Origin of the sequence: Nocardiopsis sp. MT53 (assembly GCF_019598965.1) — a bacterium.
GTDB classification, from domain to species: Bacteria; Actinomycetota; Actinomycetes; order Streptosporangiales; family Streptosporangiaceae; genus Nocardiopsis; species Nocardiopsis changdeensis.
This window is the reverse complement of sequence record NZ_CP080599.1, coordinates 2,189,653-2,215,887: the sequence shown is the minus strand read 5'-3', so window position 1 is coordinate 2,215,887 and position 26,235 is coordinate 2,189,653. Positions and strand designations below refer to the sequence as shown.

24 protein-coding genes and 1 tRNA gene are annotated in these 26,235 nt (G+C 72.3%); 12 read left to right on the top strand and 13 right to left on the bottom strand.

Annotated features, from left to right (window positions below; all coding sequences use genetic code 11):
* Positions 1-16: 16 nt before the first annotated feature.
* The 7 genes from pheA to K1J57_RS09585 form a co-directional block, all read right to left on the bottom strand.
* Positions 17-964 carry a prephenate dehydratase gene (gene pheA, locus K1J57_RS09615; RefSeq protein WP_220564093.1) on the bottom strand — a complete coding sequence of 316 codons (948 nt, stop codon included), beginning with the start codon at positions 962-964 and terminating at the stop codon, positions 17-19.
* Between the two features lie 37 nt (positions 965-1,001).
* On the bottom strand, positions 1,002-1,646 hold the full coding sequence (locus tag K1J57_RS09610) for a DUF4446 family protein (RefSeq protein ID WP_220564092.1): 645 nt from the start codon (positions 1,644-1,646) through the stop codon (positions 1,002-1,004).
* 68 nt (positions 1,647-1,714) lie between these two features.
* Positions 1,715-2,503 (bottom strand): glycosyltransferase, encoded by a 789-nt coding sequence (locus K1J57_RS09605; RefSeq protein WP_255646933.1) that lies wholly within the window; start codon positions 2,501-2,503, stop codon positions 1,715-1,717.
* A gap of 11 nt (positions 2,504-2,514) precedes the next feature.
* Entirely contained in the window at positions 2,515-2,829 is a 315-nt protein-coding gene (locus tag K1J57_RS09600) for an STAS domain-containing protein (RefSeq protein ID WP_255646932.1), read from the bottom strand.
* Positions 2,830-2,983: 154 nt separating this feature from the next.
* Positions 2,984-3,616 carry an ATP-binding protein gene (locus K1J57_RS09595; RefSeq protein ID WP_220564090.1) on the bottom strand — a complete coding sequence of 211 codons (633 nt, stop codon included), beginning with the start codon at positions 3,614-3,616 and terminating at the stop codon, positions 2,984-2,986.
* A 123-nt stretch (positions 3,617-3,739) separates the two neighbouring features.
* Positions 3,740-5,788, bottom strand: a complete 2,049-nt coding sequence (locus K1J57_RS09590) for an ATP-binding protein (protein ID WP_220564089.1) — start codon at positions 5,786-5,788, stop codon at positions 3,740-3,742.
* Between the two features lie 76 nt (positions 5,789-5,864).
* Positions 5,865-6,194 carry a rhodanese-like domain-containing protein gene (locus K1J57_RS09585; protein WP_220564088.1) on the bottom strand — a complete coding sequence of 110 codons (330 nt, stop codon included), beginning with the start codon at positions 6,192-6,194 and terminating at the stop codon, positions 5,865-5,867.
* A gap of 95 nt (positions 6,195-6,289) precedes the next feature.
* Here K1J57_RS09585 and K1J57_RS09580 point away from each other — a divergent pair, with 95 nt between their 5' ends.
* On the top strand, positions 6,290-6,838 hold the full coding sequence (locus K1J57_RS09580; protein ID WP_220564087.1) for an SSI family serine proteinase inhibitor: 549 nt from the start codon (positions 6,290-6,292) through the stop codon (positions 6,836-6,838).
* A 77-nt stretch (positions 6,839-6,915) separates the two neighbouring features.
* Here K1J57_RS09580 and K1J57_RS09575 read toward each other — a convergent pair whose 3' ends face one another.
* Positions 6,916-7,530: a TenA family protein gene (locus tag K1J57_RS09575; protein ID WP_220564086.1), complete on the bottom strand. Its 615-nt coding sequence runs from the start codon at positions 7,528-7,530 to the stop codon at positions 6,916-6,918.
* A gap of 270 nt (positions 7,531-7,800) precedes the next feature.
* On the opposite strand from K1J57_RS09575, the gene K1J57_RS09570 reads away from it, so the two are divergent.
* Complete coding sequence (locus K1J57_RS09570; protein ID WP_220564085.1) at positions 7,801-10,182, top strand: glycoside hydrolase family 3 N-terminal domain-containing protein; 2,382 nt, start codon at positions 7,801-7,803, stop codon at positions 10,180-10,182.
* Between the two features lie 208 nt (positions 10,183-10,390).
* On the opposite strand, the gene K1J57_RS09565 is transcribed toward K1J57_RS09570, so the two are convergent.
* Positions 10,391-10,473: transfer RNA gene (locus K1J57_RS09565), tRNA-Leu, on the bottom strand.
* 301 nt (positions 10,474-10,774) lie between these two features.
* Between K1J57_RS09565 and K1J57_RS09560 the strand changes: the two genes are divergently transcribed.
* The 8 genes from K1J57_RS09560 (at position 10,775) to K1J57_RS09525 (ending at position 20,363) form a co-directional block, all read left to right on the top strand.
* Positions 10,775-11,500, top strand: coding sequence for a DUF3662 and FHA domain-containing protein (locus K1J57_RS09560; RefSeq protein ID WP_255646931.1), 726 nt, complete (start codon positions 10,775-10,777; stop codon positions 11,498-11,500).
* Between the two features lie 252 nt (positions 11,501-11,752).
* Complete coding sequence (locus tag K1J57_RS09555; RefSeq protein ID WP_277615496.1) at positions 11,753-12,313, top strand: FHA domain-containing protein; 561 nt, start codon at positions 11,753-11,755, stop codon at positions 12,311-12,313.
* Positions 12,310-13,707, top strand: a complete 1,398-nt coding sequence (locus K1J57_RS09550) for a Stp1/IreP family PP2C-type Ser/Thr phosphatase (RefSeq protein WP_220564083.1) — start codon at positions 12,310-12,312, stop codon at positions 13,705-13,707. The genes K1J57_RS09555 and K1J57_RS09550 overlap by 4 nt, the downstream gene beginning before the upstream one ends.
* Before the next feature lie 6 nt (positions 13,708-13,713).
* Positions 13,714-15,123 (top strand): FtsW/RodA/SpoVE family cell cycle protein, encoded by a 1,410-nt coding sequence (locus K1J57_RS09545; protein WP_220564082.1) that lies wholly within the window; start codon positions 13,714-13,716, stop codon positions 15,121-15,123.
* Positions 15,120-16,574: a penicillin-binding protein 2 gene (locus K1J57_RS09540; RefSeq protein ID WP_220564081.1), complete on the top strand. Its 1,455-nt coding sequence runs from the start codon at positions 15,120-15,122 to the stop codon at positions 16,572-16,574. Before K1J57_RS09545 ends, K1J57_RS09540 begins: the two co-directional genes overlap by 4 nt.
* On the top strand, positions 16,574-18,064 hold the full coding sequence (locus K1J57_RS09535; protein ID WP_220564080.1) for a serine/threonine-protein kinase: 1,491 nt from the start codon (positions 16,574-16,576) through the stop codon (positions 18,062-18,064). The genes K1J57_RS09540 and K1J57_RS09535 overlap by 1 nt, the downstream gene beginning before the upstream one ends.
* Before the next feature lie 62 nt (positions 18,065-18,126).
* Positions 18,127-19,941 carry a Stk1 family PASTA domain-containing Ser/Thr kinase gene (gene pknB, locus K1J57_RS09530; RefSeq protein WP_220564079.1) on the top strand — a complete coding sequence of 605 codons (1,815 nt, stop codon included), beginning with the start codon at positions 18,127-18,129 and terminating at the stop codon, positions 19,939-19,941.
* Between the two features lie 167 nt (positions 19,942-20,108).
* Complete coding sequence (locus K1J57_RS09525; protein WP_220564078.1) at positions 20,109-20,363, top strand: cell division protein CrgA; 255 nt, start codon at positions 20,109-20,111, stop codon at positions 20,361-20,363.
* A 160-nt stretch (positions 20,364-20,523) separates the two neighbouring features.
* Here the strand turns inward: K1J57_RS09525 and K1J57_RS09520 are convergent, their stop codons facing one another.
* Together K1J57_RS09520 and K1J57_RS09515 are read right to left on the bottom strand one after the other, a co-directional pair.
* The gene (locus tag K1J57_RS09520; RefSeq protein ID WP_220564077.1) at positions 20,524-21,432 is read right to left on the bottom strand and encodes a rhomboid family intramembrane serine protease; all 909 of its coding nucleotides are present in this window, start codon (positions 21,430-21,432) and stop codon (positions 20,524-20,526) included.
* An 86-nt stretch (positions 21,433-21,518) separates the two neighbouring features.
* Positions 21,519-22,043 (bottom strand): peptidylprolyl isomerase, encoded by a 525-nt coding sequence (locus K1J57_RS09515; protein ID WP_220564076.1) that lies wholly within the window; start codon positions 22,041-22,043, stop codon positions 21,519-21,521.
* A 310-nt stretch (positions 22,044-22,353) separates the two neighbouring features.
* Between K1J57_RS09515 and K1J57_RS09510 the strand changes: the two genes are divergently transcribed.
* The gene (locus K1J57_RS09510; protein ID WP_220564075.1) at positions 22,354-22,950 is read left to right on the top strand and encodes a YtxH domain-containing protein; all 597 of its coding nucleotides are present in this window, start codon (positions 22,354-22,356) and stop codon (positions 22,948-22,950) included.
* 93 nt (positions 22,951-23,043) lie between these two features.
* Here the strand turns inward: K1J57_RS09510 and K1J57_RS09505 are convergent, their stop codons facing one another.
* Together K1J57_RS09505 and K1J57_RS33960 are read right to left on the bottom strand one after the other, a co-directional pair.
* Complete coding sequence (locus tag K1J57_RS09505) at positions 23,044-23,637, bottom strand: DUF1707 and DUF4870 domain-containing protein (RefSeq protein WP_255646930.1); 594 nt, start codon at positions 23,635-23,637, stop codon at positions 23,044-23,046.
* Between the two features lie 321 nt (positions 23,638-23,958).
* Positions 23,959-24,291, bottom strand: a complete 333-nt coding sequence (locus tag K1J57_RS33960; protein WP_220564073.1) for a WhiB family transcriptional regulator — start codon at positions 24,289-24,291, stop codon at positions 23,959-23,961.
* Positions 24,292-25,419: 1,128 nt separating this feature from the next.
* Between K1J57_RS33960 and K1J57_RS09495 the strand changes: the two genes are divergently transcribed.
* Positions 25,420-26,154, top strand: coding sequence for a dihydrofolate reductase family protein (locus K1J57_RS09495; RefSeq protein ID WP_220564072.1), 735 nt, complete (start codon positions 25,420-25,422; stop codon positions 26,152-26,154).
* Positions 26,155-26,235: the final 81 nt, after the last annotated feature.

The window sequence follows — 26,235 nt, the reverse complement described above, 5'->3', positions numbered from 1 at the left end:
GCCCTCCGGGGGGAGGTCAGTCGACGCCGCCGGAGCGGATCCGCGCCAGCCACCGCTCCGACTCGGCGTAGTCGGCCTCGGTGGCGGGGCGGGGGCGCAGCGGCGGGTCGAGCTCGGTGGCCCGCCCGCTGCGCGGGTAGCTGCCCAGGAAGCGGACGTCGCGGCAGACCCGGCGCAGCCCCATGAGGGCCTCGCCGACGCGCGCGTCGGCCACGTGCCCCTCCGCGTCGATGCAGAAGCAGTAGCTGCCCAGCCCGTCGCCGGTGGGGCGCGACTCCAGCCGGGTGAGGTTGACCCCGCGCACCGCGAACTGGGTGAGGACCTCGATGAGCGCGCCCGGGTGGTCGTCGGCGATGAACGCGACCACCGATGTCAGGTCGGCGCCGGTCGGCGCGGTCGGGCGGCCCGGCCGGGACAGGTAGATGAACCGGGTCGCGGCGTCGGCGCGGTCGCCCACCCCGGTGGCCAGGGCGTGCAGCCCGTAGCGCTCGCCGGCGATGACGGCGCAGATGGCGGCGTCGTAGGGCGCGCCGGGCTCGGAGACGCTGCGGGCGGCGGCGGCCGTGGACGAGACGGTGTGCGTCTCGGCGTCGGGCAGGTGCCGCGCCAGCCAGCCCCGGCACTGGGCCAGGGCGTGCGGGTGGGTGGCCACCGTCTTGACGTCGTGCAGCGTGACGCCGGGCCGCGCGAACAGCGCGAACTCCACCGGGACCGCGGTCTCTCCGCTGATGACCAGGGGCTCGCCGTTGATGAGCTCGGCGATGGTGGAGGTGACACCACCCTCGACCGAGTTCTCCAGGGGCACGACGCCGCCCTCGACCGCGCCGGAGCGGACGGCGTCGAAGACCGCGGCGACCCCCTCGCAGGGGACGCGCGCGGCGGCGGGCGCGTCGGGGCGCAGGGCCCGCAGCGCGGCCTCGGTGAAGGTGCCCTCGGGGCCGAGGTAGGCGTAACGGTTGGGCATGGTGTTCAGGCTATACGCACGCGGGACGGCGGGGCGGTCACTCGGGGCCGCTGCGCGGCGCGGGCGCCCTGCGCAGGCCCGTGCGGGGCCGCGGGTCGGTGTCGTCGGCGTCGATGTCGGGCACCGCGACGATGTCCCTCTTCTCCTCGGCCGGCTCGGCGTCCCCCTTCTCCACGGCCTCCCCGCCGGGCTCCGGGGCCTCGGGGTCGGGGACGACGGTGACCGGGTCCTCGGCGTCCTCGGCGACCACCGGGCCGGAGACCCGCGGGGCGGGCACGGTCGTGCCGATGCCCTCGCCCAGCCGGGCGGCCCGCACGACGCGGTACTCCTCCGGGCTGAGCAGGGTCTCGGACTCGCCGCGCACCACGGCCTTGGCGTAGGTGCGCGACTCGGTCCGGCCGTTGATGGAGGTGACGACCACTCCGTCGCCGTCGCCGTTGAGCAGGGCGAGGGAGAAGGAGCGCGCCCCGGACATCTCCTCCAGGGCGTCGTAGTGGAGCACCGCCATGTCGCGCACGGCGAGCGGGTCGGTGCCGCCGACCTGTGCGGAGGCGGCGGCGCGTTGGGCGAGCACACGGGTGTCGGCATCGATGGCGCGGGCCCTGGCCAGCGCGTACCCGCCCAGGGCGAGCCCGCCCAGACCCGTGAGCACGCCCGTGACGGCCAGGATCATGGTGAACATTCTGTGAGCGTATCGCCACCGAGAGCGCCAGCGGTGTCACTATCGGCGATTTCGCGGAGAAAGGGTCTCTATCCCCGCCGGCCACGGCCTCCGGACAGGACACGCCGTACGGCGGGCCGCACCCGGCGGGCGGCCAGCGCCCGCAGCACGTCGACAAACTGGTGCGCCCGGTGCAGCTGGGCGCGCAGGTCGGTGCCGGTGGCCCGGTGCTCCAGGGGCACCTCGACCTCGATCACTCGCAGCCCGGCGCGCAGCACGTCGATGGTCAGCCCGGTCTCCACCCCGAACCCCGGGGCGAGCGGCCGGGCCGCCTCGAACGCGGCGCGGGTGATGCAGCGCTGTCCGTTGAGCGGCTGCTCGGGCTCCCACCCGGTCGCCCGGCGCACGCCGCCGCGGGCCAGGCGCACCACGAACCCGTGGCCGCCCAGGCGCAGCCGGGTGGCCGGGAACAGCGCGATGGCCATGTCGGCCTTGCCCTCGACGACCGGCTCCACCAGCGGTGCCGCCCCGGCTGCGGACGCCTCCAGGTCGGCGTCGAGGAAGAGCAGGTGCCGGGGCGGGCGGATCCCGTCGGCGCCCTCCTCGTGCTCCTCGATGAGCCGGACGCCCTCGGCCCCGGTCTCCATCGCCGCGCCCTTGCCCCGGTTGCGGTTGTGCCGGAGCACCCGGGCGCCGGCCTCCAGGGCCACCTCCGAGGTGCGGTCCGTGGACCCGTCGTCGACGACGACGACCAGGTCGACCCCGGGCAGCGCCCGGACGGCGGCCACGGTGCGCCCGACGCGGGCCTCCTCGTCCTTGGCCGCGATCACCACGGCGACCCCCGCCGCTCCGGGTCCGCCGACTCCCCCCCGTGTCACCGCGGTCCGGTCTACGGGGTCGTTCCGGTCCCCGCGGCCACCGGCAGTGCGTCGGTGTCGGGGTGGATGACGAAGACCTCGTGCAGGCCGGTGACCTCCAGGACCTTCATGACGGCCGGCTTGGGGGCCACCAGTTCCAGGTCGCCACCCTTGTCGCGGGAGCGCTTCATCGCCGAGAGCAGGACGCTGATGCCGGTCGAGTCGCAGAACTCGGTCGACGACATGTCGACGACCAGTCTCCGGGCCCCCTCGTCGAGGGCCGTGATGAGCTCGTCGCGCAATCGGGGTGCCGTGTACAGGTCGATCTCGCCTCCGACGGTTACCACCGCGAGGTCATCTTGAGATCGGCTCGATATCTTCAACTCCACAGTCGTGACTGTAGCGGCCAGGTCCTGGCCGGGCCACCTCGTTGACGGTGTTTCGCGACATCGGTCACGTTCCCTCCCTGCGCCCCGGCGGCGGGCCGTGCGAGCGGCGGGTTCAGAGCAGGGCGCCGCGGGCGCGTCCCCCGTCGTGGACCGTGAAGGGCAGCGACACCACGGGGCCGCCGGCGCGCGGGTCCCGGGCCCGGCCGGTCGTCCCGGCGGACGGTGCGGCGGTGCCGGCCTCGGCGCCCGCCTCCCGTCCGGCGCGGCCGACGTCCTCGGCGGGCAGGTCCAGGACGGCCCAGACCGTGGTGGTGGTCGCGTCCATCTCGGTGCCCCAGCGCCCGGCCAGGTGCTGGACGATCCCCAGTCCGCGCCCGCCCAGGCCGGCGGTACCCGGGTCGGCGACCCGGGGCATGGTGGTGGAGCCGCCGTCGCGGACGGAGATCTCCAGCCAGCCGCCGGGGCCGGAGGCGTCCGTCTCGGCCCGCCAGGCGACGCCGACGCTGTTGGCCGGGTTGGCGGGGGTGGGCAGGGGGCTGGCGTGGCGCAGCGCGTTGCTGACCAGCTCGCTGATGATGAGGGCGGCGTCGTCGATGCACTCCTCGGCGACGCCCAGGGAGCGCAGGTCGTCGCCCAGCCGGCGGCGCGCGTCCATGACGGTGGTGGGGACGTAGGGGAGGATGACGTGCCGTTCGACCTTGGTGGGGTGCTCCCCCGGGTCGAACGGGGTGTGATCTCCTGACACGGCTTTCGTCCCTGCGCGTTCGTGCTCTGGTGCGGTCCGGAACCCGCCCGTTGTGTGACGGCGAATTCCGCCAGGGGTGGAAATGCCCCGATCACCTCGAACGGAAACCAACGCCCCGGTGAATCACACGGGTCGGCCGGCCTTGGGGCGCGTGGATCGCTGGCGTGGAAGGGGTTCGGGGCCGGTTGAGATTTTCGGCGACTCCTGGGGCGCGGGTGGCCCCTGGGGCGCCTCCCGTCCGGTCACGCCGACCCGGACCGCCGCCACCCCGGGCGGTTCGACGACCGCGCCGTCGTCGCCGTCCCCGAGGGGGCCGGGGCCCTCGCCCCGGTGCAGCGGCAGGGTGAAGCACATGCGGGTGCCGCGCTCCAGCCTGCGCGCCGTGACGTCCCCGCCCTGGTCCTGGGCGAGTTTCCGCACGATGTACAGCCCCAATCCCAGGCCGCCGAAACGCCGCCGGTCGCCGCGCACCCCGCCCTGGAAGAACCGGTCGAACACCCGCTCCTCGTCTCCCGGGCGCAGGCCGGGGCCGTCGTCGTCCACGGAGACCGCGACGGCGTCGCCCTCCACCGCCACCGCGACGTGCACCGTGCCGCCCTCGGGGGAGAACTTGATGGAGTTGTCCAGCAGCTGGTCCATGATGATGCCGGTGGCCAGCGGGTCGGCGAACACGGTGGGCAGGCCCTCGGGCGCGCTCAGCACCACGTCGTGCCGGTCCGACAGGGACCGGAACGTCATCACGGCCTGGCGCAGCACGCGGGGCAGCTCGAACGGGACCGGGTTGACGTCCAGCTCGCCCCGGGAGGCGTCGGAGCCGAGGCTGAGCCGCTCCACCAGCAGGGTCAGCGCCGTGGACCGGTCCACGATGTTGCCCACCGCCTCGCGCTGGGCCTCCGAGCTCATCCGCGACCACTTGCGGATCAGCGTGGTGGCGAACCCGTGGATCGCGGTGATGGGGGTGCGCAGCTCGTGGCCGGTGGTGGCGAGGAACGCCTCGCGCTCGTCCTCCATGGCCTTCTGCGCCGTGATGTCGCGGAAGTCCACCACCCACTCGTGGGTGCGGGGGATGCGGGCCATGAGGATCTCCAGCCAGCGCCCGTCCTTGAGCCGGTGCTTGATGGGGCGGCCGTGGCAGGCGGGGATCGGGAACGGCGGGTGGCGGCCCTCCACCACCTCGGCCGGGTAGCCGGTCAGCTCGACGGCGGAGCGGTTCCACTTGCGGACCCGGCCGCCGAAGTCCAGCACGGCGATGCCGTCGGCGCTGGAGTCGGCCACCGCCTGCTCGTGGACCCGCTGGTGGTTGAGCTCCTCGTAGGCCATGGCGTTGCCGATGGCCACCCCGGCGTGGGCGGCCAGCAGTTCCAGCAGTTCGAGCTCGACGTGGCCGACCCGGCGCTGGCTGTAGAGCGCGTACAGGCCGCCGTAGGGGCGGCCGTGCACGTTGGAGGCGCACAGGGCGATGGTGTGCAGTCCCGGCAGGTCGGCCCAGACCAGGTCCTGTAGGCCGCGGGTGTCCTCGTTGGCGAGCAGCACCGACTTGCCGCTGCGCAGCAGCTCGCCGAACAGGCTGGTCTCCAGCGGGGCGCTGTAACCCTGGAGCTCGTCGGAGAGCCGGGTGATGCTCACCAGCTCCACCCGGTCCTCGTTGAGCAGCACGAAGCCGCCGGCATCGGCCCCGGTGAGCTCGGTGATGGCGCTGGAGATGCGGTCGAGCACCGACTGCAGGCTCAGGTCGGCGTTGATGTCGACGACCACGTCGGTGAGGCGGCGCACCAGGCGGGCGCGCTCCATGGCGGCGGTGTGCGCCTGCGCCTCGTTGTCCGTGGGGTAGAGGGTGAGCACCCAGCCGGCGTGCCCGCCGCCGTCGGCGGGCAGCGCAGCGGTGCTGATCCGCACGTCGATCGGGGTGCCGTCGTTGCGCACGCGACGGCTGTGAATGGTGAGGGAGGGGCCGGCGCGCACCTGTTCGAGCACCGCGCCGTGTTCGGCCTTCAGCTCCGCGGGGACGATCGGCAGCGCGCCCCCGAGCACCTCGCGGGCCCGCCAGCCGAACAGTCGCTCGGCCGCCGGGTTCCACAGGAACACCCGGAGTTCGCTGTCGAGACCGACCACCGCGTCCGCCGACGAGGCCAGCACGGCTTCGGCGCTGAGGGGCGCGCGCTCGGAACTCACGACGTCATAGTGCCACCCGAGGGCCCCGCGGGGCAGGGCTTTGGGCAATCCGATCGCTTTCCGGCCCCGATGCGACTCAGATCACCCTCGGTTCGGCGTCGGAGCCGGCCTCCATGTCCAGTCCGGCGCGCTCCCAGGACTGCATGCCGCCGGCGACGTTGACCGTGTTCCAGCCCGCGTTGTTGAGCGCGGCCACGGCCTGGGCCGAGCGGCCGCCCGCGCGGCAGACCACGTACACCTTGCGGTCCTGCGGGATCTCGCCGGCCCGGGTGTTGAGCAGGCCGAGCGGGATGTGCACGGCGGTGGGCGCGTGGCCCGCCTCCCACTCGTCGTTCTCGCGTACGTCGAGCAGGTAGCCGTCCTCGGGCACCTCGGTGACGCCGACCTCGGGCACGTTGCCGAACATCCATGACCTCCATCAGATCCGTCCGCTCCGGAGATCCTCCGGAGATTTCTCCCGGGGGGAGGGAACCGTGTGTGACGCGGCGGCGTCCAAGCGTCATGGCTCAGCACACCATCGCGACGGCCCTGCCGACCCGCCTCGCCGCGCTCGCGGCCCTCGGCCTGCTCCTGACGGCCTGCGGCAACGAGCCCGCCGAGGTGGGCGCCCCGGCGCCCGGGTCCGACGAATCCAGTCCCTCCGCCCCCGACCAGGATGCCCCCTCCGCGGAGGAGGAGGGTACCGAATCCCCCCAGGAGGCGCCCGAGGGCGGCTCCGCCACCGAACTGACCATCGAGCGCTCCCTCAGCGACGAGGGCGGCCTCTCCCCCGAATCCGGCTTCGAGGAGGGGGTGTGGACGCTCACCTGCTCCCCCGAGGGCGGCGACCACCCCGACCCGGAGGCCGCGTGCGCGGAGATCGGGGAGGTCGGGACCGACCCGTTCCTGCTCGACACCACCGACATGATGTGCACGATGCAGATCGGCGGGCCCGAGGTGGTCCGGGTGACCGGCCACATCGGCGACACCGAGGTCGACACCGAGTTCAACAAGAGCAACGGCTGCGAGATCGACCGCTTCGCCGACGTCGAGGCCGTCATCAACCCCTGACCGGGCGGCTTCACGGGGGGTGCGGGCCGGCGGCCCGCACCCCTTTCCCGTCGGAGCGAAGGCGGGAGGGGCCGGGGTCAGCCGGTGTACGGGGTGTCCCAGAAGGCGAGCTCGTGGCGCATGCCCTCGCTGAAGAAGCGCTCGGCGCGCTCGGGGTCGGGGTCCGCCTCCTCCAGCATCCGCCCGTACCGCTCGGTCAGCTCGGTGAACCCGGGGTCGGCGTAGGTGTCCACCCAGCGGCGGTAGCGCGGTTCGTCCGGCCGGTTCCGGGCCAGGGCGATGCCCAATCGGTTGTAGCCCCACATGCACGGGTAGACGGCGGCGAGGCCGTCGCGGTAGTCGGCCGCGGCGTCGATGATCCACGCGGTGTAGGCGGCGCAGGCCGGGCCCTTGTCGCGCGTGGTGAGGTCGGCGCCGAACTCCCCGGACAGGGAGCGGTGCAGTTCCAGCTCCTCGTTGAGGGTGCTGTGCGCGATGCCCACCAGGTCGGCGAGGTGCGCGTCGGGCGCCTGCCAGGCCAGCCGGGAGAAGGCGCGGGCGTAGTCGAGCAGGTAAAGGTGGTCCTGCTCCAGCCAGTAGCGGAAGGCGCGGTCGTCGAGGTCGCCGCGGGCGATGCCGGCGACGGTCGGGTGCGCGAGCTGTTCGGCGACCATCGGCCGCCCGATCTCGTGAAGGCGTTCGGTGATTCCCACGCCCGCAGTGTGCCATCTGTCCGGTTCGGGCGGCGTGGCCGCCCCCGCCGCCGCGGGGTTCCGAAATTTTCGAAGCGAACTCCCGTCGCCCCCCAAGGGACCTTCGCCTACATACCGTGATGAACAGGCAGTTTTCACCAGGCAGCCGCACCCCCTGTGATTCACCTCTCTTCTCTCCTTGACCCGACTGCCCGCCGAACGTACATTCTCGTTCCATTGGTTTCGATAAAACTTCCGAAACTTTCTGGACCACGGAAAGGGCACCTCCCGATGACCCCACCCCCCGAACCCCTGGACGGTGCCTGGCGGGACACCTCCCTGCCCGACGGCGAGCGGGTCGACCACCTGCTCGCCGCCATGACCCTGGAGGAGAAGGCGGCCCAGCTCAACGGCGTCTGGGTGAGCGCCGACGCCTCCGGCGCCCCGGTCGCCCCCCACCAGCACGACGCCTCCCGCGAACCCCTCGCCTGGGAGAAGGTCATCGAGAACGGCCTGGGCCAGCTCACCCGGCCCTTCGGCACCGCCCCGGTGGACCCGGTCGCGGGCCGCGCCTCCCTGGCCCGCAGCCAGCGCGAGGTCATGGCCGCCAACCGGTTCGGCATCCCGGCCATCGCACACGAGGAGTGCCTGACCGGCCTGGCCGCCTGGCGGGCCACCATCCACCCGGTCCCGCCGGCCTGGGGCGCCGCCTTCGACCCCGGCCTCGTCGAGCGCATGGCCGCGGGCATCGGCGGGACCATGCGCCGGCTCGGCGTCCACCAGGGACTCGCCCCCGTCCTGGACGTCGCCCGCGACCTGCGCTGGGGCCGCGTCGAGGAGACCATCGGCGAGGACCCCTACCTGGTGGCCACCATCGGCGCCGCCTACGTGCGCGGGCTCCAGTCGGCCGGGGTCATCGCCACCCTCAAGCACTTCGCCGGGTACGCCGCCTCCCGGGCCGGGCGCAACCACGCCCCGGTGTCCGTCGGCCCCCGCGAGTTCGCCGACGTCGTCCTGCCCCCGTTCGAGGCGGCCGTGCGCGAGGGCGCCGGGTCCGTCATGAACTCCTACAACGACAACGACGGGCTCCCGGCCGCCGCCGACCGCCGGCTGCTCACCGGGCTGCTGCGCGACCGCTGGGGGTTCGAGGGCACCCTCGTCTCCGACTACTTCGCCGTCACCTTCCTGGACACCGTGCACCGGGTCGCCGGGGACCCCGGGCACGCGGGCGCCCTGGCCCTGGAGGCCGGCGTGGACGTCGAGCTGCCCGACCCGCACTGCTACGGCGACCGGCTCGTCGCCCTGGTCCGCGCCGGAGAGCTCGACGAGGCGCTGGTCGACCGCTCCGCCCGCCGCGTCCTGCTGCACAAGTGCTCGCTGGGCATGCTGGACCCCGGCTGGTCGCCCGACCCGGACGACTCCCCCGTCGACCTCGACCCGGCGGAGCAGCGCGCCCTCGCACGCGCGCTGGCCGAGCGCTCCATCGTCCTGCTCGACAACCCGCGCGGGGCCCTGCCGCTGGCCGCCCCACGCACGCTGGCCCTGGTCGGACCGCTCGCCGACACCCCCGACGCCATGTTCGGCTGCTACACCTTCCCGGCCCACGTGGGCCGCAGCCACCCCGGCACCCCGCTGGGCGTGGACGTCCCCACCGTGCACGAGGCGCTGCGCGGCGAGCTGCCCGAGACCCGGATCGTCCACGCGCAAGGGTGCTCCGTGGACGGGCCCGGGACCGAGGGGTTCGACTCCGCCCTGGCGGCGGCCCGGGAGGCCGACGTGTGCGTGGTGGTGCTCGGCGACCGCAGCGACCTGTTCGGCCGCGGCACCTCGGGCGAGGGCTGCGACGCCGAGGACCTGCGCCTGCCCGGGGTCCAGCAGGAGCTGTGGGAGGCGCTGGTCGCCACCGGCACCCCCGTGGTCGCCGTCCTGGTCACCGGCCGCCCCTACGCCCTGGGCGCGGTCGCCGACGCCTCGGCCGCGGTCGTGCAGGCCTTCATGCCCGGGGAGGAGGGCGCCTCCGCCATCGCCGGGGTGCTGTCCGGCCGGATCGGCCCGGGGGGACGGCTGCCCCTCTCCGTCCCGCGCTCCCCCGGTGGCCAGCCCGCCACCTACCTGGGCGCGCCCCTGGCCCGGCGCAGCGAGGTCAGCTCGGTCGACCCCACCCCGCGCCACCCCTTCGGGCACGGCCTGACCTACACCTCCTTCTCCTGGGAGGACCCGCGGGTCGGTGGCCGCCCCTTCGACGGCGCCCCGGTGTCCGTCCCCACCGACGGCGAGGTGACCGTGGGCTGCACCGTCCGCAACACCGGCCACCTGCCCGGGACGGAGGTGGTCCAGGTGTACCTGCACGACCCGGTGGCACGGGTGGCGCTGCCGGTACGGCGGCTGGTGGGCTACGCGCGGATCGACCTGGAGCCGGGGGAGGCGCGCGCCGTCGACTTCACCGTGCACGCCGACCAGTCCTCCTACACCGGGCCGGACGGGGTGCGCGCCGTCGACCCGGGCCGGCTGGAGCTGTCGCTGGCGGCGTCCTCCGAGGACCTCCGCCACACCTTCGCCGTGGACCTGACGGGCCCCGCCCGCACCGTCGACCACACCCGTCGCCTCACCTGCGCGGTGCGGCTGGACCCGGTGGAGGGTGAGGCCGCGGCGCACGGCGGCCCGGGCCGCTGAGGGCGGCGGCGGAGCGGACGGGAGAAGAGGCGGGGCGGCAAGGGGGAAGAGGGGGACCCGTCCGGTGGACGCGGGGCGCGCCCGTGGCCGGGAACGGCCACGGGTCCCCGTGCGGGCGCCCACCGGCCCCGCGGGCCACGTCGGACCGGGTCCCGGACAAAAGAAGAACCCGGTGGTGATCGTCTCGCGATCTCCACCGGGTATCTTGTGGGCGAGGAGGGATTTGAACCCTCACATCCTTTCGGACACACGGACCTGAACCGTGCGCGTCTACCGTTCCGCCACCCGCCCGAGTGACTGCATTCAGTTGTGTTGCCAGGTGATCCGGGCTTTTCGTCCGTTTCCCCCTGGCGACATGGATAAGGCTAGCACGCTCTGAGCGCGGGTCGCACATCGTTTCCCGGGACCCCCTCCGGAGCCCTCCGGAGCCCCGGCCGCCCCTCCCGCGGGGGCCCACCGCCCCTCTTGCGGGGGTACGTATGAAACCAGGGGCACCATCGCCCGGTTACGATCGTCTACACATACGGATGTGGAGTACAAAGGGAGGTAGCTCGTGGGAGTGCTCCAACGCTTCGAGCGCAGGCTTGAGGGCATGATCGAAGGCACCTTCGCGATGGCCTTCAAGTCCGAGTTGCAACCGGTCGAGGTGGCGAGTGCGGTCCAGCGGGAGATGGACGAGCGCGCGGCGATCGTCGCCCAGGGCCGGACCCTGGTCCCCAACGACTTCATCGTCGAACTGGCGGCCAGCGACAAGGAGCGCCTGGAGGTCTACGCGGACAGCCTCGGCCAGGAGCTCTCCAAGCTCGCCCGCGACTACGCGACCGAACAGGGCTACTCCTTCGTCGGTCCGGTACGGGTCCACTTCAGGTCCGACGAGGGCCTCAAGACCGGCCGCTTCCGCATCCGTTCCGGTGTGGTCCGCGGAACGATGGTGAGCAAGGAGGGCGAGGTCCGCACCCCGGTGGGCGACCCGGCGCCCGGCGCGCAGCGCCAGGCCGGCCGTCCCCGCCTGCTGATCTCCCCCGGCGGCGCCACCGCCGAGGGCAGCATCGCCAGCCACGGGATGCAGCAGTCCTTCGAGCTGACCACCCCGGTCACGCTCCTGGGCCGCGGCACCGACTGCGACCTGCGCCTGGTCGACAACGGCGTCTCGCGCCACCACGTGGAGATCCGCCTGGACGGCGACGAGGCGATCCTGGTCGACAAGGGCTCCACCAACGGGACCTTCGTCAACGGACAGCAGGTGCGCCAGGCCCGTCTGGTGGACGGCACGCGGATCAGCCTCGGCCGCACCACCATGACCTTCCGACGCGACTGAGCCGAGGACCGGCAACAGTCGAGGACTCCGGCCGGCCGGCGCGATCCGGGCGCAACCAACACCGTCGCGTCGGCGTCACAAAGGTCAAGTCCGGGGTCGGGTCCATTCGGACCTGCTGTCGGATATCCGGCCGGGAAGGTAGTCTCCGCGAAGACCCGACCGATCGGGCACAATGGCCGCGACCCGACGGTCCGCGGACCAGCGACCTCAACTCACCGGAACGAAGGTGGGGAAGACACGGTGGCGGCGCCGATGACCGCCACCCCGGCCGGAGCACGACAGGGGCTGAAGAGCAGTTCGATGTCCAACTTGACCCTCATACTGATCAAGATCGCGTACCTCGCGGTGCTTTGGCTGTTCATCCTCATGGCGATCGGTGTGGTCCGCACCGACCTCTTCGGTCCCTCCAAACGCAAGCCGAAGAAGAAGCCGCGCCCCGCCCCCCGGCAGGCACCGCGCGGCGGCGGCACCCCCTCGCACTCGGGTGCCGCGCCCGCCCGCCCCCAGCGCCCGCGCCGGAACGAGCCCTCCATCCTCGCCGTCACCCAGGGACCGCTGGCGGGCACCACCGTCCCGCTCGCGTCCCAGCCCATCCTCATCGGACGCGCGCCCGACTCGACGCTCGTCATCACCGACGACTACGCCTCGGGCCGCCACGCGCGCGTCTACTCCGACAACGGCCGCTGGTTCGTCGAGGATCTCAACTCGACCAACGGCACCTACCTCGGCCAACAGAAGCTGAACCGCCCCCAGCCCATCACGGTGGGTCAGCCCATCCGTATCGGCAAGACCGTCCTGGAACTGCGCAAATGACAATCGCTCTCCGATACGCGGCGTACTCCGACGTAGGATGCCTCCGCGAAGGCAACGAAGACTCCGGCTACGCAGGCCAGCACCTGCTCGCAGTGGCGGACGGCATGGGCGGCTACGCCGGCGGCGAGGTGGCCAGTTCCATCGCGATCTCCTCGATCAGCCGCCTCGACGCCGAGGACCACCCCGCCGACGAGATGGCCGAGGCCCTCCAGCAGGCCGTCGAGCAGGCCAACGCCTCCCTGTCCCGGCGGATCATGGAGGAGCCCCGGCTGGAGAACATGGGCACCACCCTGACCGCCATGCTGTGGTCGGGTCCCCGGGTCGCCCTCATCCACATCGGCGACTCCCGCGCCTACCTGCTGCGCGGCTCGCGCTTCGAGCAGATCACCCACGACCACACCCTGGTGCAGACCCTCGTCGACGAGGGCAAGATCACCGAGGAGGAGGTCGCGACCCACCCGCAGCGGTCCCTGATCCTGCGCGCCCTCGACGGCAAGAGCCCGGTCGACCCCGACATCTCCATCAGCGAGGCCAAGGTCGGCGACCGCTACCTGCTGTGCTCCGACGGCCTGTCCGGTGTGGTCAGCAAGAAGACCATCCACGAGACCCTGGCCACCGAGCCCGACCTGCGCTCGGCCGCCAAGAAGCTCATCGACCTGGCCATCCGCGGCGGCGGCCCGGACAACATCACCGCGGTCATCGCCGACGTGATCGAGACCGACGCCGACCGCGAGGGCCCCACCCGCGCCGCCCAGGTGGTCGGCGCCGCCGACCAGCGCCGGGACATGATGGAGCAGGGGCAGGACAGCCCCGCCAGACGCGCCCAGGAGCTGCGCTCCACCGGCGGCGACACCGCCGAGATGGACCCCGTCGTCGACGAGCCGGCCTACGCCGGCGCCCCGGCTCCGAGCGGCCCCCCGGTGGGCGGCGCCTACGCGGCCGCCCCCTACGAGGAGCAGCCCTACTCCGAGTACGAGGAGCCCCCGGCCCCCCGCCGCCCGCGCGGAGGGAGCGGCGAGCCGGAGCTCCAGACCCGCCGCTGGTGGCCGATGATCGTCGGCTTCCTGGTCATCGTCGCCCTCGTCGCCGGCGCGGGCTACTACTTCGGGCGCCAGTACATCGACTCCCAGTACTTCATCGCCCCGTCCGAGTCGGGGCAGAACGTCGCGATCTACCGCGGCATCAACACCGACATCGCCGGCTTCAGCCTGTCCGAGCAGGTCGAGGACTCCGGGCTCGCGCTGGACACGCTCTCCGAGGCCGAGCGCCAGTCCATCGAGAACAACATCCCGGCCGACGACCTCCGTGACGCGCAGCAGCGGGTGGAGGACCTCCGCGAGAGCACCGCCGCCGAGGGCGGGCAGGGCACGGGGACCGAGGAAGGAAGCGGGTGAGGCCAGGTGAGTGACACGTCGACACCCGAGGCCCCCACCGCACTCCCCCCCGTCAAACGGCGCAACGCCGAGCTGGTCCTCATCGTGGTGGCCGTCGTCATCACGATGCTGGGCATCGCGATCGCCGGCCTCAACCTCAGCGGCCGGGTCCCGGCGGCCACCTGGACCGTCGGGCTGACGTTCGGCGCCCTGGCCGTCGCCGCCCACGCGGCCATGCGGTTCGTGGCCCCCTACGCCGACCCGCTCATCCTGCCCTGCGCACTGTTCCTCAACGGCATCGGCGTCGCCATGATCTGGCGCCTCAACGCCGTCGAGAGCGAGAACATCGAGAGCGCCGGCGTGGGCATGCAGCTGGTCTGGACGGCCCTGGGCCTGATCTTCTGCTTCCTCATCATCGTCTTCCTGAAGGACCCCCGGGTCCTGCAGCGCTACACCTACATCAGCGCCCTGGTGGCGCTGGTCCTGCTGGCCCTGCCGGCCCTGCCGGTCATCGGCCACGAGGTGTACGGCGCCCGGCTGTGGATCAAGATCGGCCCGGTCCAGTTCCAGCCCTCGGAGTTCGCCAAGATCGCGCTGGTCATCTTCCTGGCCTCGTACCTGATGAGCAAGCGCCAGGTGCTCCAGATCGTGGGCAAGCCGATCAAGGTCGGCCGCTTCACCCTCATCGAGCTGCCGCGCGCCCGCGACCTGGCCCCGATCCTGGTCGGCTGGCTGATCGCCATCGGCATGCTGGTCGTCCTGCGCGACCTGGGCACCTCGCTGCTGCTCTTCGGCACCTTCCTGGCGATGCTGTACGTCGCCACCCAGCGCTCCTCGTGGGTGACCCTGGGCCTGGTGCTGTTCGGGGGCGGCGCGACCATCGCCTACTTCCTGTTCTGGCACGTCCGCGCGCGTGTGAACATCTGGATCAACGCCTTCGACCAGGAGGTCTACGAGGCGGTCGGCGGCAGCCAGCAGCTGGTGCAGGGCATCGTGGGCATGGCCTACGGCGGCCTGTTCGGCACCGGCCTGGGCGCCGGGCGGCCCACCGACATCTTCGCCGCCGACAGCGACTTCATCCTCGCCTCCATCGGTGAGGAGCTGGGCGTGACCGGCCTGCTGGCCGTGCTCATGGTCCTGTTCGTCCTCGTGGAGCGCGGTATGCGGGTGGCGCTGGCCTCCACCGGCACGTTCAACAAGCTGCTGGCCAGCGGCATCGCGTTCGTGCTCGTGTACCAGACCTTCATCGTGCTCGGCGGGGTCTCGCGGGTCATCCCGCTGACCGGCTCGACCACACCGTTCATGTCCGCCGGCGGCACCGCACTGCTGACCAGCTGGATCATGATGGGCATCCTGCTGCGCATCAGCGACAACGCACGACGGCCGGCACCGCAGGCGATCCAGGACGAGGGCGCGACCCAGGTGATCCGACGATGAACACGACGATCCGCAGACTGAGCATCTTCTGCCTGCTCATGTTCCTGGTGCTCATGGCCAACATCACCTGGATCCAGGGCATCCAGGCGCCGACGATCAAGGAGGACCCGCTCAACCGGCGCCAGTACGCCGAGCAGGCCAGCGCCCCCCGCGGCCCCATCCTGGTGGGCGGGGAGAACGTCGCCTACTCGGAGAACATCGCGGAGGAGGGCGACCCGGCCCGCTACCAGCGGGTCTACGAGGGCGGCTCGATGTACACGCCGATCGTGGGCTCCTTCCGCAACTACGGCGCCTCCGGCATCGAGGCCGTCGAGAACGACCTGCTCAACGGCAGCGACGACCGGCTGGCCGTGCGCAACTTCCGCGACATGATCACCGGCCGCGAGCCCGAGGGAGCCCAGGTGCAGCTGACGCTGCTGCCCGAGGTCCAGGAGGCCGGGTTCAACGCGTTCGAGTCGCTGGGCGACATGAACGGCGCTGCGGTCGCCCTCGACCCGAACACCGGGGCGATCCTGGGCGCGATCTCCTACCCGTCCTACGACCCCAACACGGTCGTGGACATCAACAACCCCAACGACTCGGTCGCCAACTACGTCGAGCTGGAGAACGACGCGCGCAAGCCCCTGCTGAACCGGGCGCTCAACGAGCGCTACCCTCCGGGTTCGACGTTCAAGGTGGTCACGGCCGCCGCGGCGATCGAGAACCTGGACGCGGGGCCGGACAGCACGCAGGACGCGCCGGACCAGCTCCAGTTCGCGTCCGGTCCGCCGCTGCCCAACGCCATGGGCAGCTGCAACGGCGGCCAGCCCGACACCCTGGCGCACTCCATCCAGATCTCCTGCAACACGTCGTTCGCCAACTGGGCGATCGAGGTGGGCGGAGAGGCACTCAGCGAGCAGGCGACGGCGTTCGGGTTCAACCCGGACGAGGAGCTCACGGTCCCGCTGTCGGTAGTGGACAGCTACGCGCCGGTGGAGACCGACGAGAGCATCCTCGGCCGCGCCGGCATCGGCCAGTCCAACGTCGAGGCCACCCCGCTGCAGATGGCGATGGTCGCCGCCGGTATCGCCAACCGCGGCGAGGTCATGCGACCCTACGTGGTGGAGTCGGTGCGCGACTCCGACCTGTCGGTGATCACGCAGACCTCCCCGGAGACCCACTCCGAGGCGATCTCGGCCAGCACCGCGGAGACGATCACGGACATGATGGTCCTGGTCACCACACCGCCCGAGGGCAGCGGCCTCAACGCCGCCATCCCGGGCATCGAGGTGGCCGGCAAGACCGGTACCGCGGAGAACGGCACCGACCGGACCCACAACTGGTTCATCGGGTTCGCCCCGGCGGACGACCCGCAGGTCGCGGTCGCCGTGGTGGTGGAGTTCGGCGGCGGCAGCGGCAACGAACTCGCGGCTCCGGTCGCACGGGCACTGATGGAGGCAGTGGTTCAGTAGTGGGCACCTACGAACCTTCTTCCCAGAACGGTCCCGGTGGACTCACCGGGACCGTTCTGAGCGACCGCTACCGACTCGAGGAGCAGATCGGCTCCGGCGGCATGGGCACGGTCTGGAGAGCCACCGACACCCTGCTCAACCGGCCCGTCGCGGTCAAGCTCCTGCACCCGTCGCAGATGGCCGAGCCCACCGCGAGACAGCGGTTCCGCACCGAGGGGCGGATCACCGCGGGCCTGTCCCACCCGGGCATCGCCCAGGTCTTCGACTACGGGGAGGAGGACGGCCGGGCCTACCTCATCATGGAGCTGGTGGTGGGCGAGCCCCTCTCCCAGGTCCTCAAGGAGCGCGGCGGCCTCACCCCCGACGAGACCCTGGACTTCATCGGCCAGGCCGCCCAGGCGCTGGCCGCGGCGCACGCCCGCGGGGTGGTGCACCGCGACATCAAGCCGGGCAACCTGCTGGTCACCGGGGACGGCAGGCTCAAGCTCACCGACTTCGGCATCGCCCGCGGCGACATGTCGGTCACCCTGACCCAGACCGGCATGGTCATGGGGACCGCCCAGTACATCTCCCCCGAGCAGGCGTCGGGGCGGCCCGCCACCGGGTCCTCTGACCTCTACGCGCTCGGCGTGGTCGCCTACGAGTGCCTGGCCGGGGAGCCGCCGTTCACCGGCGACAGCCCGGTCGCGCTCGCCCTGGCGCACACCCGCGACGAGCCGCCGCCCCTGCCCGACCACGTGCCCGCCGATCTCGACGACCTGGTGTTCCTGCTGCTGTGCAAGGACCCCGAGGACCGGCCCGCGTCGGCGGGCGAGGTCGCGCACATGGCCGCGGTCATCCGGTCCAACGCGGGCACCGGCCCGCCCACCCCCTCCGCCGGGTTCGGCGGAGTGGCCACCACCCGGGTGGCGGCCGCGGTCCCCGACGCCGGGCGCACCACCGGGGCCACCCCCCGGCGCACCACCGGACAGCAGACCGTAACGCCTGGTCAGGAAGACGACTCCGCTAGGCTGGCGTCCCAACGGCGGATCGGGCTGCCGGTGATCCTCGCCGCCCTCGGTGCGACGGTCCTCATCGTCGCCGCCGTCCTGGGCGGCTTCTTCCTGAGCGGCAACGGTTCCGAGGGGGCGAACAACGTGCGCGACACGCGGTCCCCCGCCGTCGTCGACGAGCCCTCGTCGAGCCCCTCCTCCGAACCTGTGGAGGAGGAGACCGCCGACGTGCCCGCCGTCCCCGACTACACACCCGACTACACGCCGACCACCCCCGAGGAGACCCCGAGCAGCACCCCGGAGCCCACCGACGGCGAGACCGACCCCGGCACCACCGACCCGGGAGAGGGGGGCGAGGAGCCCACCGACGGCGAGACCGACCCCGGCACCACCGACCCCGGTGAAGGGGGCGGTGGCGGTGAGAACGGCGGCGGTGGCGGTGGCGGCGGTGAGGGCCCCCCGGCCGGCGGTGACACGGATTCCGTGACGAGGCCATGAGCGAGAGACGCTCGGAGTAAGAAGGTCCGCACGCGGGCCCAGAACAAGGATCAGTACACGACATGTCCCAACCCCGGCTCTTCGGCGGGCGCTACGAACTCGACGGCATCGTCGGGCGCGGCGGCATGGCCGAGGTCTACCGCGCGCGTGACCTGAGACTCGACCGCCTGGTCGCCGTCAAGACGCTCAGGCACGATCTGGCCCGCGACCACGTCTTCCAGGCCCGCTTCCGTCGGGAGGCCCAGTCGGCTGCCTCCCTCAACCACCCGACGATCATCGCCGTCTACGACACCGGCGAGGACGTGATCGACGGACTGTCGATCCCGTACATCGTCATGGAGTACGTGGACGGCCGGACGCTCAAGGAACTCCTCGACGACGACCGCAGGCTCCTGCCGGACCGCTCCGCGGAGCTCGTCGACGGCATCCTGCGCGCGCTGGAGTACAGCCACGACAACGGGATCGTCCACCGGGACATCAAGCCCGCGAACGTGATGCTGACCCGCAACGCCGAGGTCAAGGTCATGGACTTCGGCATCGCCCGGTCCATGGACGACAACCAGGCGACCATGACCCAGACCTCGCAGGTCATCGGCACCGCCCAGTACCTCTCACCGGAGCAGGCGCGCGGCGAGCGGGTGGACCCGCGCAGCGACCTCTACTCGACCGGCTGCGTGCTCTACGAGCTGCTGACCGGCCGTCCGCCGTTCACCGGCGACTCCCCGGTGTCCATCGCCTACCAGCACGTCCGCGAGGAGCCGGTGCCGCCGTCCCAGGTGGACCCGCAGGTGCCGGCCTGGCTGGAGGACATCACCCTGCGCGCGATGGCCAAGGACCGCGACCAGCGGTACCAGAGCGCCGCCGAGATGCGCGCCGACATCCAGCGCGGCCTGGCCGGGATGCCCACCCAGGCGGGCAACATGGCGATGGCCGCCGCCGGTGCGACCACCATGCTGCCGCCCGCGGACGACCGGTACGGGGACCGCTACGACGACGGTTACGACGACGACTACGACGACTACCGGGACGAGAAGAAGAACAACACGGGCAAGATCGTGTTGTGGTCGCTGCTCGGCCTCGGCGTCGTCGCCTCGATCATCCTGGTCTTCTTCCTGATGAACCGGGGGCCGGGGGAGCCCGAGACGACGGCGGTCCCGGACGTGGTCGGGGCGTCGACGGAGGACGCCCAGGCCGAGCTGGAGGAGGCCGGGTTCACCGAGGTCACGGTCGAGCAGCGCGCCGACCCCGAGGCCGAGGAGGGGACGGTCGTGGAGACCGACCCGCCCGCGGGCGAGGAGATCGCGCTGGACGAACGGATCGTCCTGTACGTCTCCAGCGGTCCCGACGCCCAGGAGATCCCCTCGGTGGACGGGCAGAGCCAGACCGACGCGCAGAACACGCTCAGCGAGGCGGGGTTCACGAACGTCACGGTCGAGGAGCAGAACCACGACACCGTCGCGGCCGGGACGGCGATCAACACCGACCCGCCCGCGGGCAGCGCGGTCGCCCCGGACACCGAGATCCGGCTCTACGTCTCCAGCGGCCCGGGCAACGCCCAGGTCCCGGACCTGGTGGGGATGACCCGCGACCAGGCCGAGGCGGCCCTCCAGGAGCGCGGCCTGACGGCGTCCTTCCACGAGGTGGAGGACCCCAACAACCCGCCCAACACGGTCGTCAGCCAGTCGATCGCGGCCAACCAGGAGGTGGCTCCGGGCACCACGGTCACCGTGACGGTGGCGATCGCACCGAGCCAGCCCGAGACGCCCACCGACCCGAACTCGCCGGAGCCGCCGGACAACGGCGGGGAGACTCCCCCCGAGGGCGAGAACCCGCCGGAGGGGGACGGGTTCGTGTTCGAGCACGGGACCCGGGACTAGACCGGAGCGGTACGGACGCGGACAACGGCGGGGCCGTCCCTGGAGGGGCGGCCCCGCCGCCGTTCGCGTCCCCGGCGTAGCCGCCCCCGGGGGTGACGGCGGGGTACGGGCTGGGCATAGACTGTGTTTCCGTTATGACCGGCCCCACCCGTACTGGAGCAGCGACCGTGCCCAAGTCCCGCAACGATCGCAAGAAGAAGGTCGTCTACACGCCGCCTCCTTCGAAGGAGAAGCCCAAGGTCAGCCCACGCTGGCTGGTCCCCACCATGCTGGGCTTCTTCATCTTGGGCATCCTGTGGATCGCGGTCTTCTACATCGCGGGACAGTACGTGCCCTACATGCAGGACCTCGGCAACTGGAACCTCGCCGTCGGCTTCTCCGGCATCATCGTGGCCATCATCCTGGCCACCCGCTGGCACTGACCTCCCGCGCGCCGGTCCCCCGGCCGGCGCCCCCGCGATGAAGGGCCGCCCCGTTCGGTGGGCGGCTCCCTCCATGCTGCCCGCGGCCGGGTCGGGCCGGCCGCGGACGCGCGAAGGCCCCCGGAGCACCGCTCCGGGGGCCTTCGGCGTTGGGGCGGGCTCAGCTCGCGTAGAACGCCGTCAGGAGCACCGGGGACGCGAACACCAGCGCCGCCAGCACCGCCGCCAGCAGGACCAGCGCCGCGGTGTGGACGAGGTTCCTGGTGCGCGGGGAGGCCGACCTGCCGGGCAGGTGGGCGAAGACCGCCCCCAGCAGCATGCCGACGGCCAGTCCCCCGATGTGGGCGGTCCAGGCGATGCTCGGGAAGACGAACGTGATGACCAGGTTGAGGCCGATCAGCATCCACACCATCCGGACGTCCAGCCCGAGCCTGCGGCCGAGCATGAGCACCGCTCCGAACAGCGCGAAGATCGCGCCCGAGGCACCGATGGAGAGCGAGCCCGGCGTCGCCAGGAGGCTCAGCACCGAACCGCCCAGCGCGCCCAGCACCCACAGCGCCAGGAAGCGCCCGTGGCCCAGCCACCGCTCCAGCTGCGGTCCCAGGGCGTACATGGCCCACCCGTTGAACAGGATGTGCCACAGGCCCGAGTGCAGGAACGCCGCGGTGATGAGCCGGTACCACTCCCCCTGGAAGGCGACCCCGCCTCCCCACATGCCGAACTGCCGCACCAGCGACGAACCGGAGGTGCTGAGCGGCGAGCCCGAGGTGAGCATCTGGGCGACGTAGCCGACGCCCATCAGCCCCAGGATCGTCCAGGTGACGTACGGGGCCGAGACGACCCCGCCGCCGAAGACGGTGCGGGCCCGGCGCACCCTCCGGTTGCCCTCCGCGACGCACTCGGGGCAGTGCTGCCCCACCGACGCCGCCGTCATGCAGTCCGGGCAGATGGGCCGTTCGCACCGGGTGCACGACAGCCCCGTCACCCGGTCGGGGTGCCGGTAGCAGGTGGGCCGGACGGGCCGCTGCGGTTCCGGATCGGCTCCGGGCGGCGGGGGAGAGGCGGTCATGGTCTGGGTCTACCTCCTGTGCGCTGCCGTGGTCCCATGGGTGCTCCCGTGACTAGGGGGCGCACCCGGAGGGAGCGCTCCGGCCGCTAGCGGGTGATCTCGACGCTGTTGACCACGATGTCCTCGCGGGGACGGTCCTGGGCGTCGGTCTCCACCTCGGAGATGGCCTGGACGATCTCCTGGCCCTCGGTGACCTCGCCGAAGATGGTGTGGCGGCCGTCGAGCCAGTAGGGCTTGTCCACGGTGATGAAGAACTGGGAGCCGTTGGTGCCCGGACCCGCGTTGGCCATGGCCAGCAGGTAGGGGCGGTCGAAGCGCAGGCTCGGGTGGATCTCGTCCTTGAACGTGTAGCCGGGGCCGCCGCGGCCGCTGCCCAGCGGGTCGCCGCCCTGGACCATGAAGCCCTCGATGACGCGGTGGAAGATCGTGCCGTCGTAGAGGCCGCCCTTGCCGGGCTTGCCGGTGGCGGGGTCCATCCACTGCTTGGACCCGTCGGCCAGGCCGATGAAGTTGGCGACCGTCTCGGGCGCCTGCTCCTCGAAGAGCCGGATGACGATGGTTCCCTTGGAGGTGTTCAGCCGTGCGGTCGGCTGGGCCTTGGAGTCCGACACCTGAGTGCCTTTCGGTCGACTTCGTTGACGAGATCACGTTACCCGTCCGACACACCGGCTTCGGCGGAACCCGGCGGGACCGGGGGGAACGTCCCCCACGTCACGGTACGCCCGGTTCGCCCCCTGTTGCGGGCGTACCCCGTCCGCGGTGTCGAAACGCCGATCGCCGACGGAGAGGACGTATGTTGAGATAACACCCGGATAACGGGGAAGGACGACGGGAAGGCCCGGACGCGAGCCGTCGGCACCGCCGTCGGCCGCGCCGGGTGCGACCGCATGAAATCGGTGAACGACCGAAGGAGCTGACGACGTGCCTATCACTGCCAAGCGTCGCAAGGCACGCAAGGAGGCCGAGGTGGCCATCACCCGGCTGCAGGACCTGGCCAGGGAACAGGCCGACCGGTTCGGCCCGTACGCGGACCAGGCCCGTGAGCAGGCGGCCCGGACGCTCCTCCAGGCCCGTGGCTGGACCGCGCCCCGACTGGAGACGGCGGCCAGCAGGGTCGAGGACACCGTGGCCCCCCGCGTGGCAGGGCTGCTCACGGCGGCGGCCCAGCGGGTCGACCCCAGGCCCGCACGGCGCGGGCTGCGCGGCCTGCGCAACGGAGGGCGCCGCGTCCCCCGCGCCGTCCTGATCGGAGGCGCCGCCCTGGTGGGCGGTGTGATCGTGTACTCCCTGGTCCGGATGCGCCAGGCGTCCCAGGACGCCGAATGGCAGGAGCACCTGGACCAGGCCCGCGAGCAGGTCAGGGAGACCCGGGAGGACCTGGAGGACAAGGCCGGAAAGGCGGCGGAGAAGGCCGGTGAGAAGGCCGGGACCGCCGCCCGGAAGGCGAAGGACGCCAAGGAGGCGGTCAAGGCCGCCGCGGGCGACCGCTCGAAGGAGAACGGCCGCTCCGGAAGCTAGCCGGCCGCGGGTGGCGGGCCGGGACGACGCGGTCCCGCCCGCGCCCCCGCCCGCCGCCGTGCGTTCCGCGCGCCCGGTGCCCCCGTGCGGCTCCTACTCGTCCTTGACGAGGCGGAGCCGGCGGGGCAGCGGGTAGCGCCAGTCCTTGCCCATGAGGGCGGCGATGGTGCCGATGGCCGGGATGACGGCCCAGCCGACCATGATGGCGACCAGGAAGAACATGGGGACCACCAGCCAGAAGGTCACCAGGCTCAGGACGGCGCCGATGATGCAGGCCAGCTGGAAGTTGAGCGACTCCAGCGCCTGGCGGCGGACGTACGGCGAGACGTTGGCGGCCCCCAGGAACAGGACCAGCGGGGCGATGAGCGGGAAGAAGTAGTTGCCCGCGTGGGCGAGCCCGGCGACCACCCGCTCCACCGACGTGCTCTCGGGGGCCTCCCCGCCCCCGGCGGCGCGCGCGCCGGCCGGCGCGGCCGGACGCCCCTGGGGGGTGAGCCCCAGGTCCTGGGTGAGGGGTTCGAGATCGGCGCCGAACTTGGCGCGCATCGCCCGGTCGAGGCGCTCCTCGAACTCGTCTTCGTCGAGCTGACCCTTGCCGTACGCCTCCCGAAGGACCTCGGTGACGGCGTCCCTGTCGGCATGGGTGAGCCGGATCTGAGGCTGTGGGCGCTCCCAGGGGCGCCTCACAGGGTGCTGAGGTTCCTGCACGACCACTTCCCTCTCCCCCGCGCTGGGAGTGCGACCGCGACGGCCGCACTCCCTCCATGATGCGCGACGTGAGGGTCCTCCGGTATCGGGATCGACCCTGATGCTCCCCTGATCCGCCGCTCCTCCCGGTGGCGGACCTTCGTGGGTGCGGGCCCCGACCTTCGTAGGGGGTGGGCACCGTCCCTCCGCACGGCCGCGTGCCGTGCACGGTCCCCGCCGGGGCTCTCCCTCCCCGGCCCCGCCCGCGCCGTGTCCGGCGCGTCCGGTACGGGCCGCGTCCTCCCCCGCGGCCCCGTGGGTCTAGTGGTGCGCGGTGACGGGGGACGTCTCCTCGCGGGGGGCCTCCTGGCGGCCCCGGTTCTCCTCGTAGCGGCGCTCGGCACTGGTCAGCAGGTCGTACCAGCTGGTGACGTCCTTGCGCCGGCGCAGCAGGGCCCGCCGCTCGCGTTCGGTCATGCCTCCCCAGACACCGAACTCGATACGGCTGTCCAGCGCCTCGGCGAGGCACTGGGTGCGGACCGGGCAGCCCCGGCAGATCAGCTTGGCGCGGTTCTGGGCCGCTCCCTGCACGAACAGGGCGTCCGGGTCGATCTCCCGGCATTTGGCGCGGGCCGCCATCTTCTCATTCCACATGTTGCCCCACTCCCAAGATCAGCATGTGTGGTGATCGGAAACCCGCCGGCCGGCAGCACCGGCGGGGGAGGAGGACGCGGGCCGAATCCGAGGACGGGAACGTGTCCGGGCGGGGGGCCGCCCGGGCCGACTTCGGGGGTCGATCGTTTCGGCGCGCTGTCTTCCTCGTTGTCGCTGGTGTCGAAACTACGGATCGTCTCAGTTCACCAACAGACCCCAACTGGCCTATTTCTCATATGGCCCAGTAGGACCATTGCACCTAGATGGAGTGTCATCATACACACACGGAGAGTTACGCCACATCAGAGAAGGGGACTACTGTGACCCCAGCGAAACACTCCACCCGCACCATTCCACGACAAGCGGGATGACCTGCGGTTTCACCGCGCCCGACGGGCGTTCGTCCCGGGTCGGACACAGCTCACCGAAGCGGGCTACCCGGCCCTCGCATCCCCCGAACGGACTATACGGCCGCCATGGCACACACACTCCGCAACCCCGCAGGTCACCCATTTCGCACGGGGTCGACAGACCCCGTATCCCTACCGGCCGGTAACGGAAAGGATTCCCGGCGGCGGGCGCACAAAGCCCCCATTCGACCCTGACACGGAGCCTCAACACGCGCTTTTCTTGCCTATCAGGCGAACACTCCAATGGAGATGAATTCGGATAAGGCGGGCCTGGGAGAACATGCGCCCCTCCGGTCCCGACGGACCCGGGGCGCACGCCCTGTCCGGACCGGTGCCCGGCCCGGGAGCGGGGGCCGGGGAGGGTCGGCCCGGAGCCGGGGAGGGCCCGGCGGCGACCCGGCGACATCTCCCCACATCGACAAAGCGCGAAGTCGAGAAGCGGAGGCGGAGCGGGCGGCCGGGGCCGGTCGCCGGGGACGCCGCGCCAGGGGCGGAGGCGGTGCGATGGCGACCGTGCGGGCGTCGCCGCGGTTCCGCACCGGGGGCCGCCTGCGCGCTCCGGCGGGAGACGGTGCTCCGGCGACCCGGGCCGCCGTGCGGCCGGGATGTCCGGGAACCCGACCGAACGGCACTGACACCGCCGGCCCGGCCCGCCATACTCGGGGGCGGAGCCCGGGGCCCGGCCCCCGGCCGCGCACGGACGGAAGGAGTCTCGCCGATGCGGGACGTGGTGCTCTACCAGCTGCTGTCGCTCGACGGAGTGGCCGAGGAGCCGGGGGACTGGTTCTCCGACCCCGGCCGGGATGTCCGGGAACCCGACCGAACGGCACTGACACCGCCGGCCCGGCCCGCCATACTCGGGGGCGGAGCCCGGGGCCCGGCCCCCGGCCGCGCACGGACGGAAGGAGTCTCGCCGATGCGGGACGTGGTGCTCTACCAGCTGCTGTCGCTCGACGGAGTGGCCGAGGAGCCGGGGGACTGGTTCTCCGACCCCGGCCGGGAGGTCTTCGACAACCTCGGCCGGGTCATCGCCGGACAGGACACGGTGCTGCTGGGCCGCGGCACCTACGACTACTGGGCCGACTACTGGCCGACCTCGGACGTCGAGCCGTTCTCGACGTTCGTGAACCGGACGGAGAAGGTCGTATTCGGCTCGGCCGCCCCCGACCAACGGTGGGAGCGGTCCACATTCGTGTCCTCGCCCGCGGCCGGGTACGTGGCCCGGCTCAAGCGGGAGGAGGGCGGCGACATCGGCGTCCACGGGAGCATCCGGCTCGCCCGGTCGCTCTGGCGGGAGGGGCTGGTCGACGTCCTCGAACTGGTCGTCGCCCCGGCCGTCGCCGGACGCGGCCGCCGGCTGTTCGAGGAGGGGTTCCCCGCCGAGCGGCTCGAACTGACCGCCCTCTCCCGGTCGGCGGCGGGAACGTTGTTCCTGACCTATCGGCGCGTGTAGCGGATCGGGGCGGCCGTCCCCGGCGGCGGGCCGGGCGGCGCGCACACCGGGTGCCGCGGCCCCGACGCCGCGGCGGCTCCC

Bases quoted from the DNA above. Each gene is read 5' to 3' on its own strand.
- pheA (WP_220564093.1), bottom strand. From the start codon at position 964: ATGCCCAACCGTTACGCCTACCTCGGCCCCGAGGGCACCTTCACCGAG.
- K1J57_RS09610 (WP_220564092.1), bottom strand. From the start codon at position 1,646: ATGTTCACCATGATCCTGGCCGTCACGGGCGTGCTCACGGGTCTGGGC.
- K1J57_RS09585 (WP_220564088.1), bottom strand. From the start codon at position 6,194: ATGTTCGGCAACGTGCCCGAGGTCGGCGTCACCGAGGTGCCCGAGGAC.
- K1J57_RS09580 (WP_220564087.1), top strand. From the start codon at position 6,290: ATGGCTCAGCACACCATCGCGACGGCCCTGCCGACCCGCCTCGCCGCG.
- K1J57_RS09570 (WP_220564085.1), top strand. From the start codon at position 7,801: ATGACCCCACCCCCCGAACCCCTGGACGGTGCCTGGCGGGACACCTCC.
- K1J57_RS09560 (WP_255646931.1), top strand. From the start codon at position 10,775: ATGATCGAAGGCACCTTCGCGATGGCCTTCAAGTCCGAGTTGCAACCG.
- K1J57_RS09555 (WP_277615496.1), top strand. From the start codon at position 11,753: ATGACCGCCACCCCGGCCGGAGCACGACAGGGGCTGAAGAGCAGTTCG.
- K1J57_RS09550 (WP_220564083.1), top strand. From the start codon at position 12,310: ATGACAATCGCTCTCCGATACGCGGCGTACTCCGACGTAGGATGCCTC.
- K1J57_RS09540 (WP_220564081.1), top strand. From the start codon at position 15,120: ATGAACACGACGATCCGCAGACTGAGCATCTTCTGCCTGCTCATGTTC.
- pknB (WP_220564079.1), top strand. From the start codon at position 18,127: ATGTCCCAACCCCGGCTCTTCGGCGGGCGCTACGAACTCGACGGCATC.
- K1J57_RS09520 (WP_220564077.1), bottom strand. From the start codon at position 21,432: ATGACCGCCTCTCCCCCGCCGCCCGGAGCCGATCCGGAACCGCAGCGG.
- K1J57_RS33960 (WP_220564073.1), bottom strand. From the start codon at position 24,291: ATGTGGAATGAGAAGATGGCGGCCCGCGCCAAATGCCGGGAGATCGAC.
- K1J57_RS09495 (WP_220564072.1), top strand. From the start codon at position 25,420: ATGCGGGACGTGGTGCTCTACCAGCTGCTGTCGCTCGACGGAGTGGCC.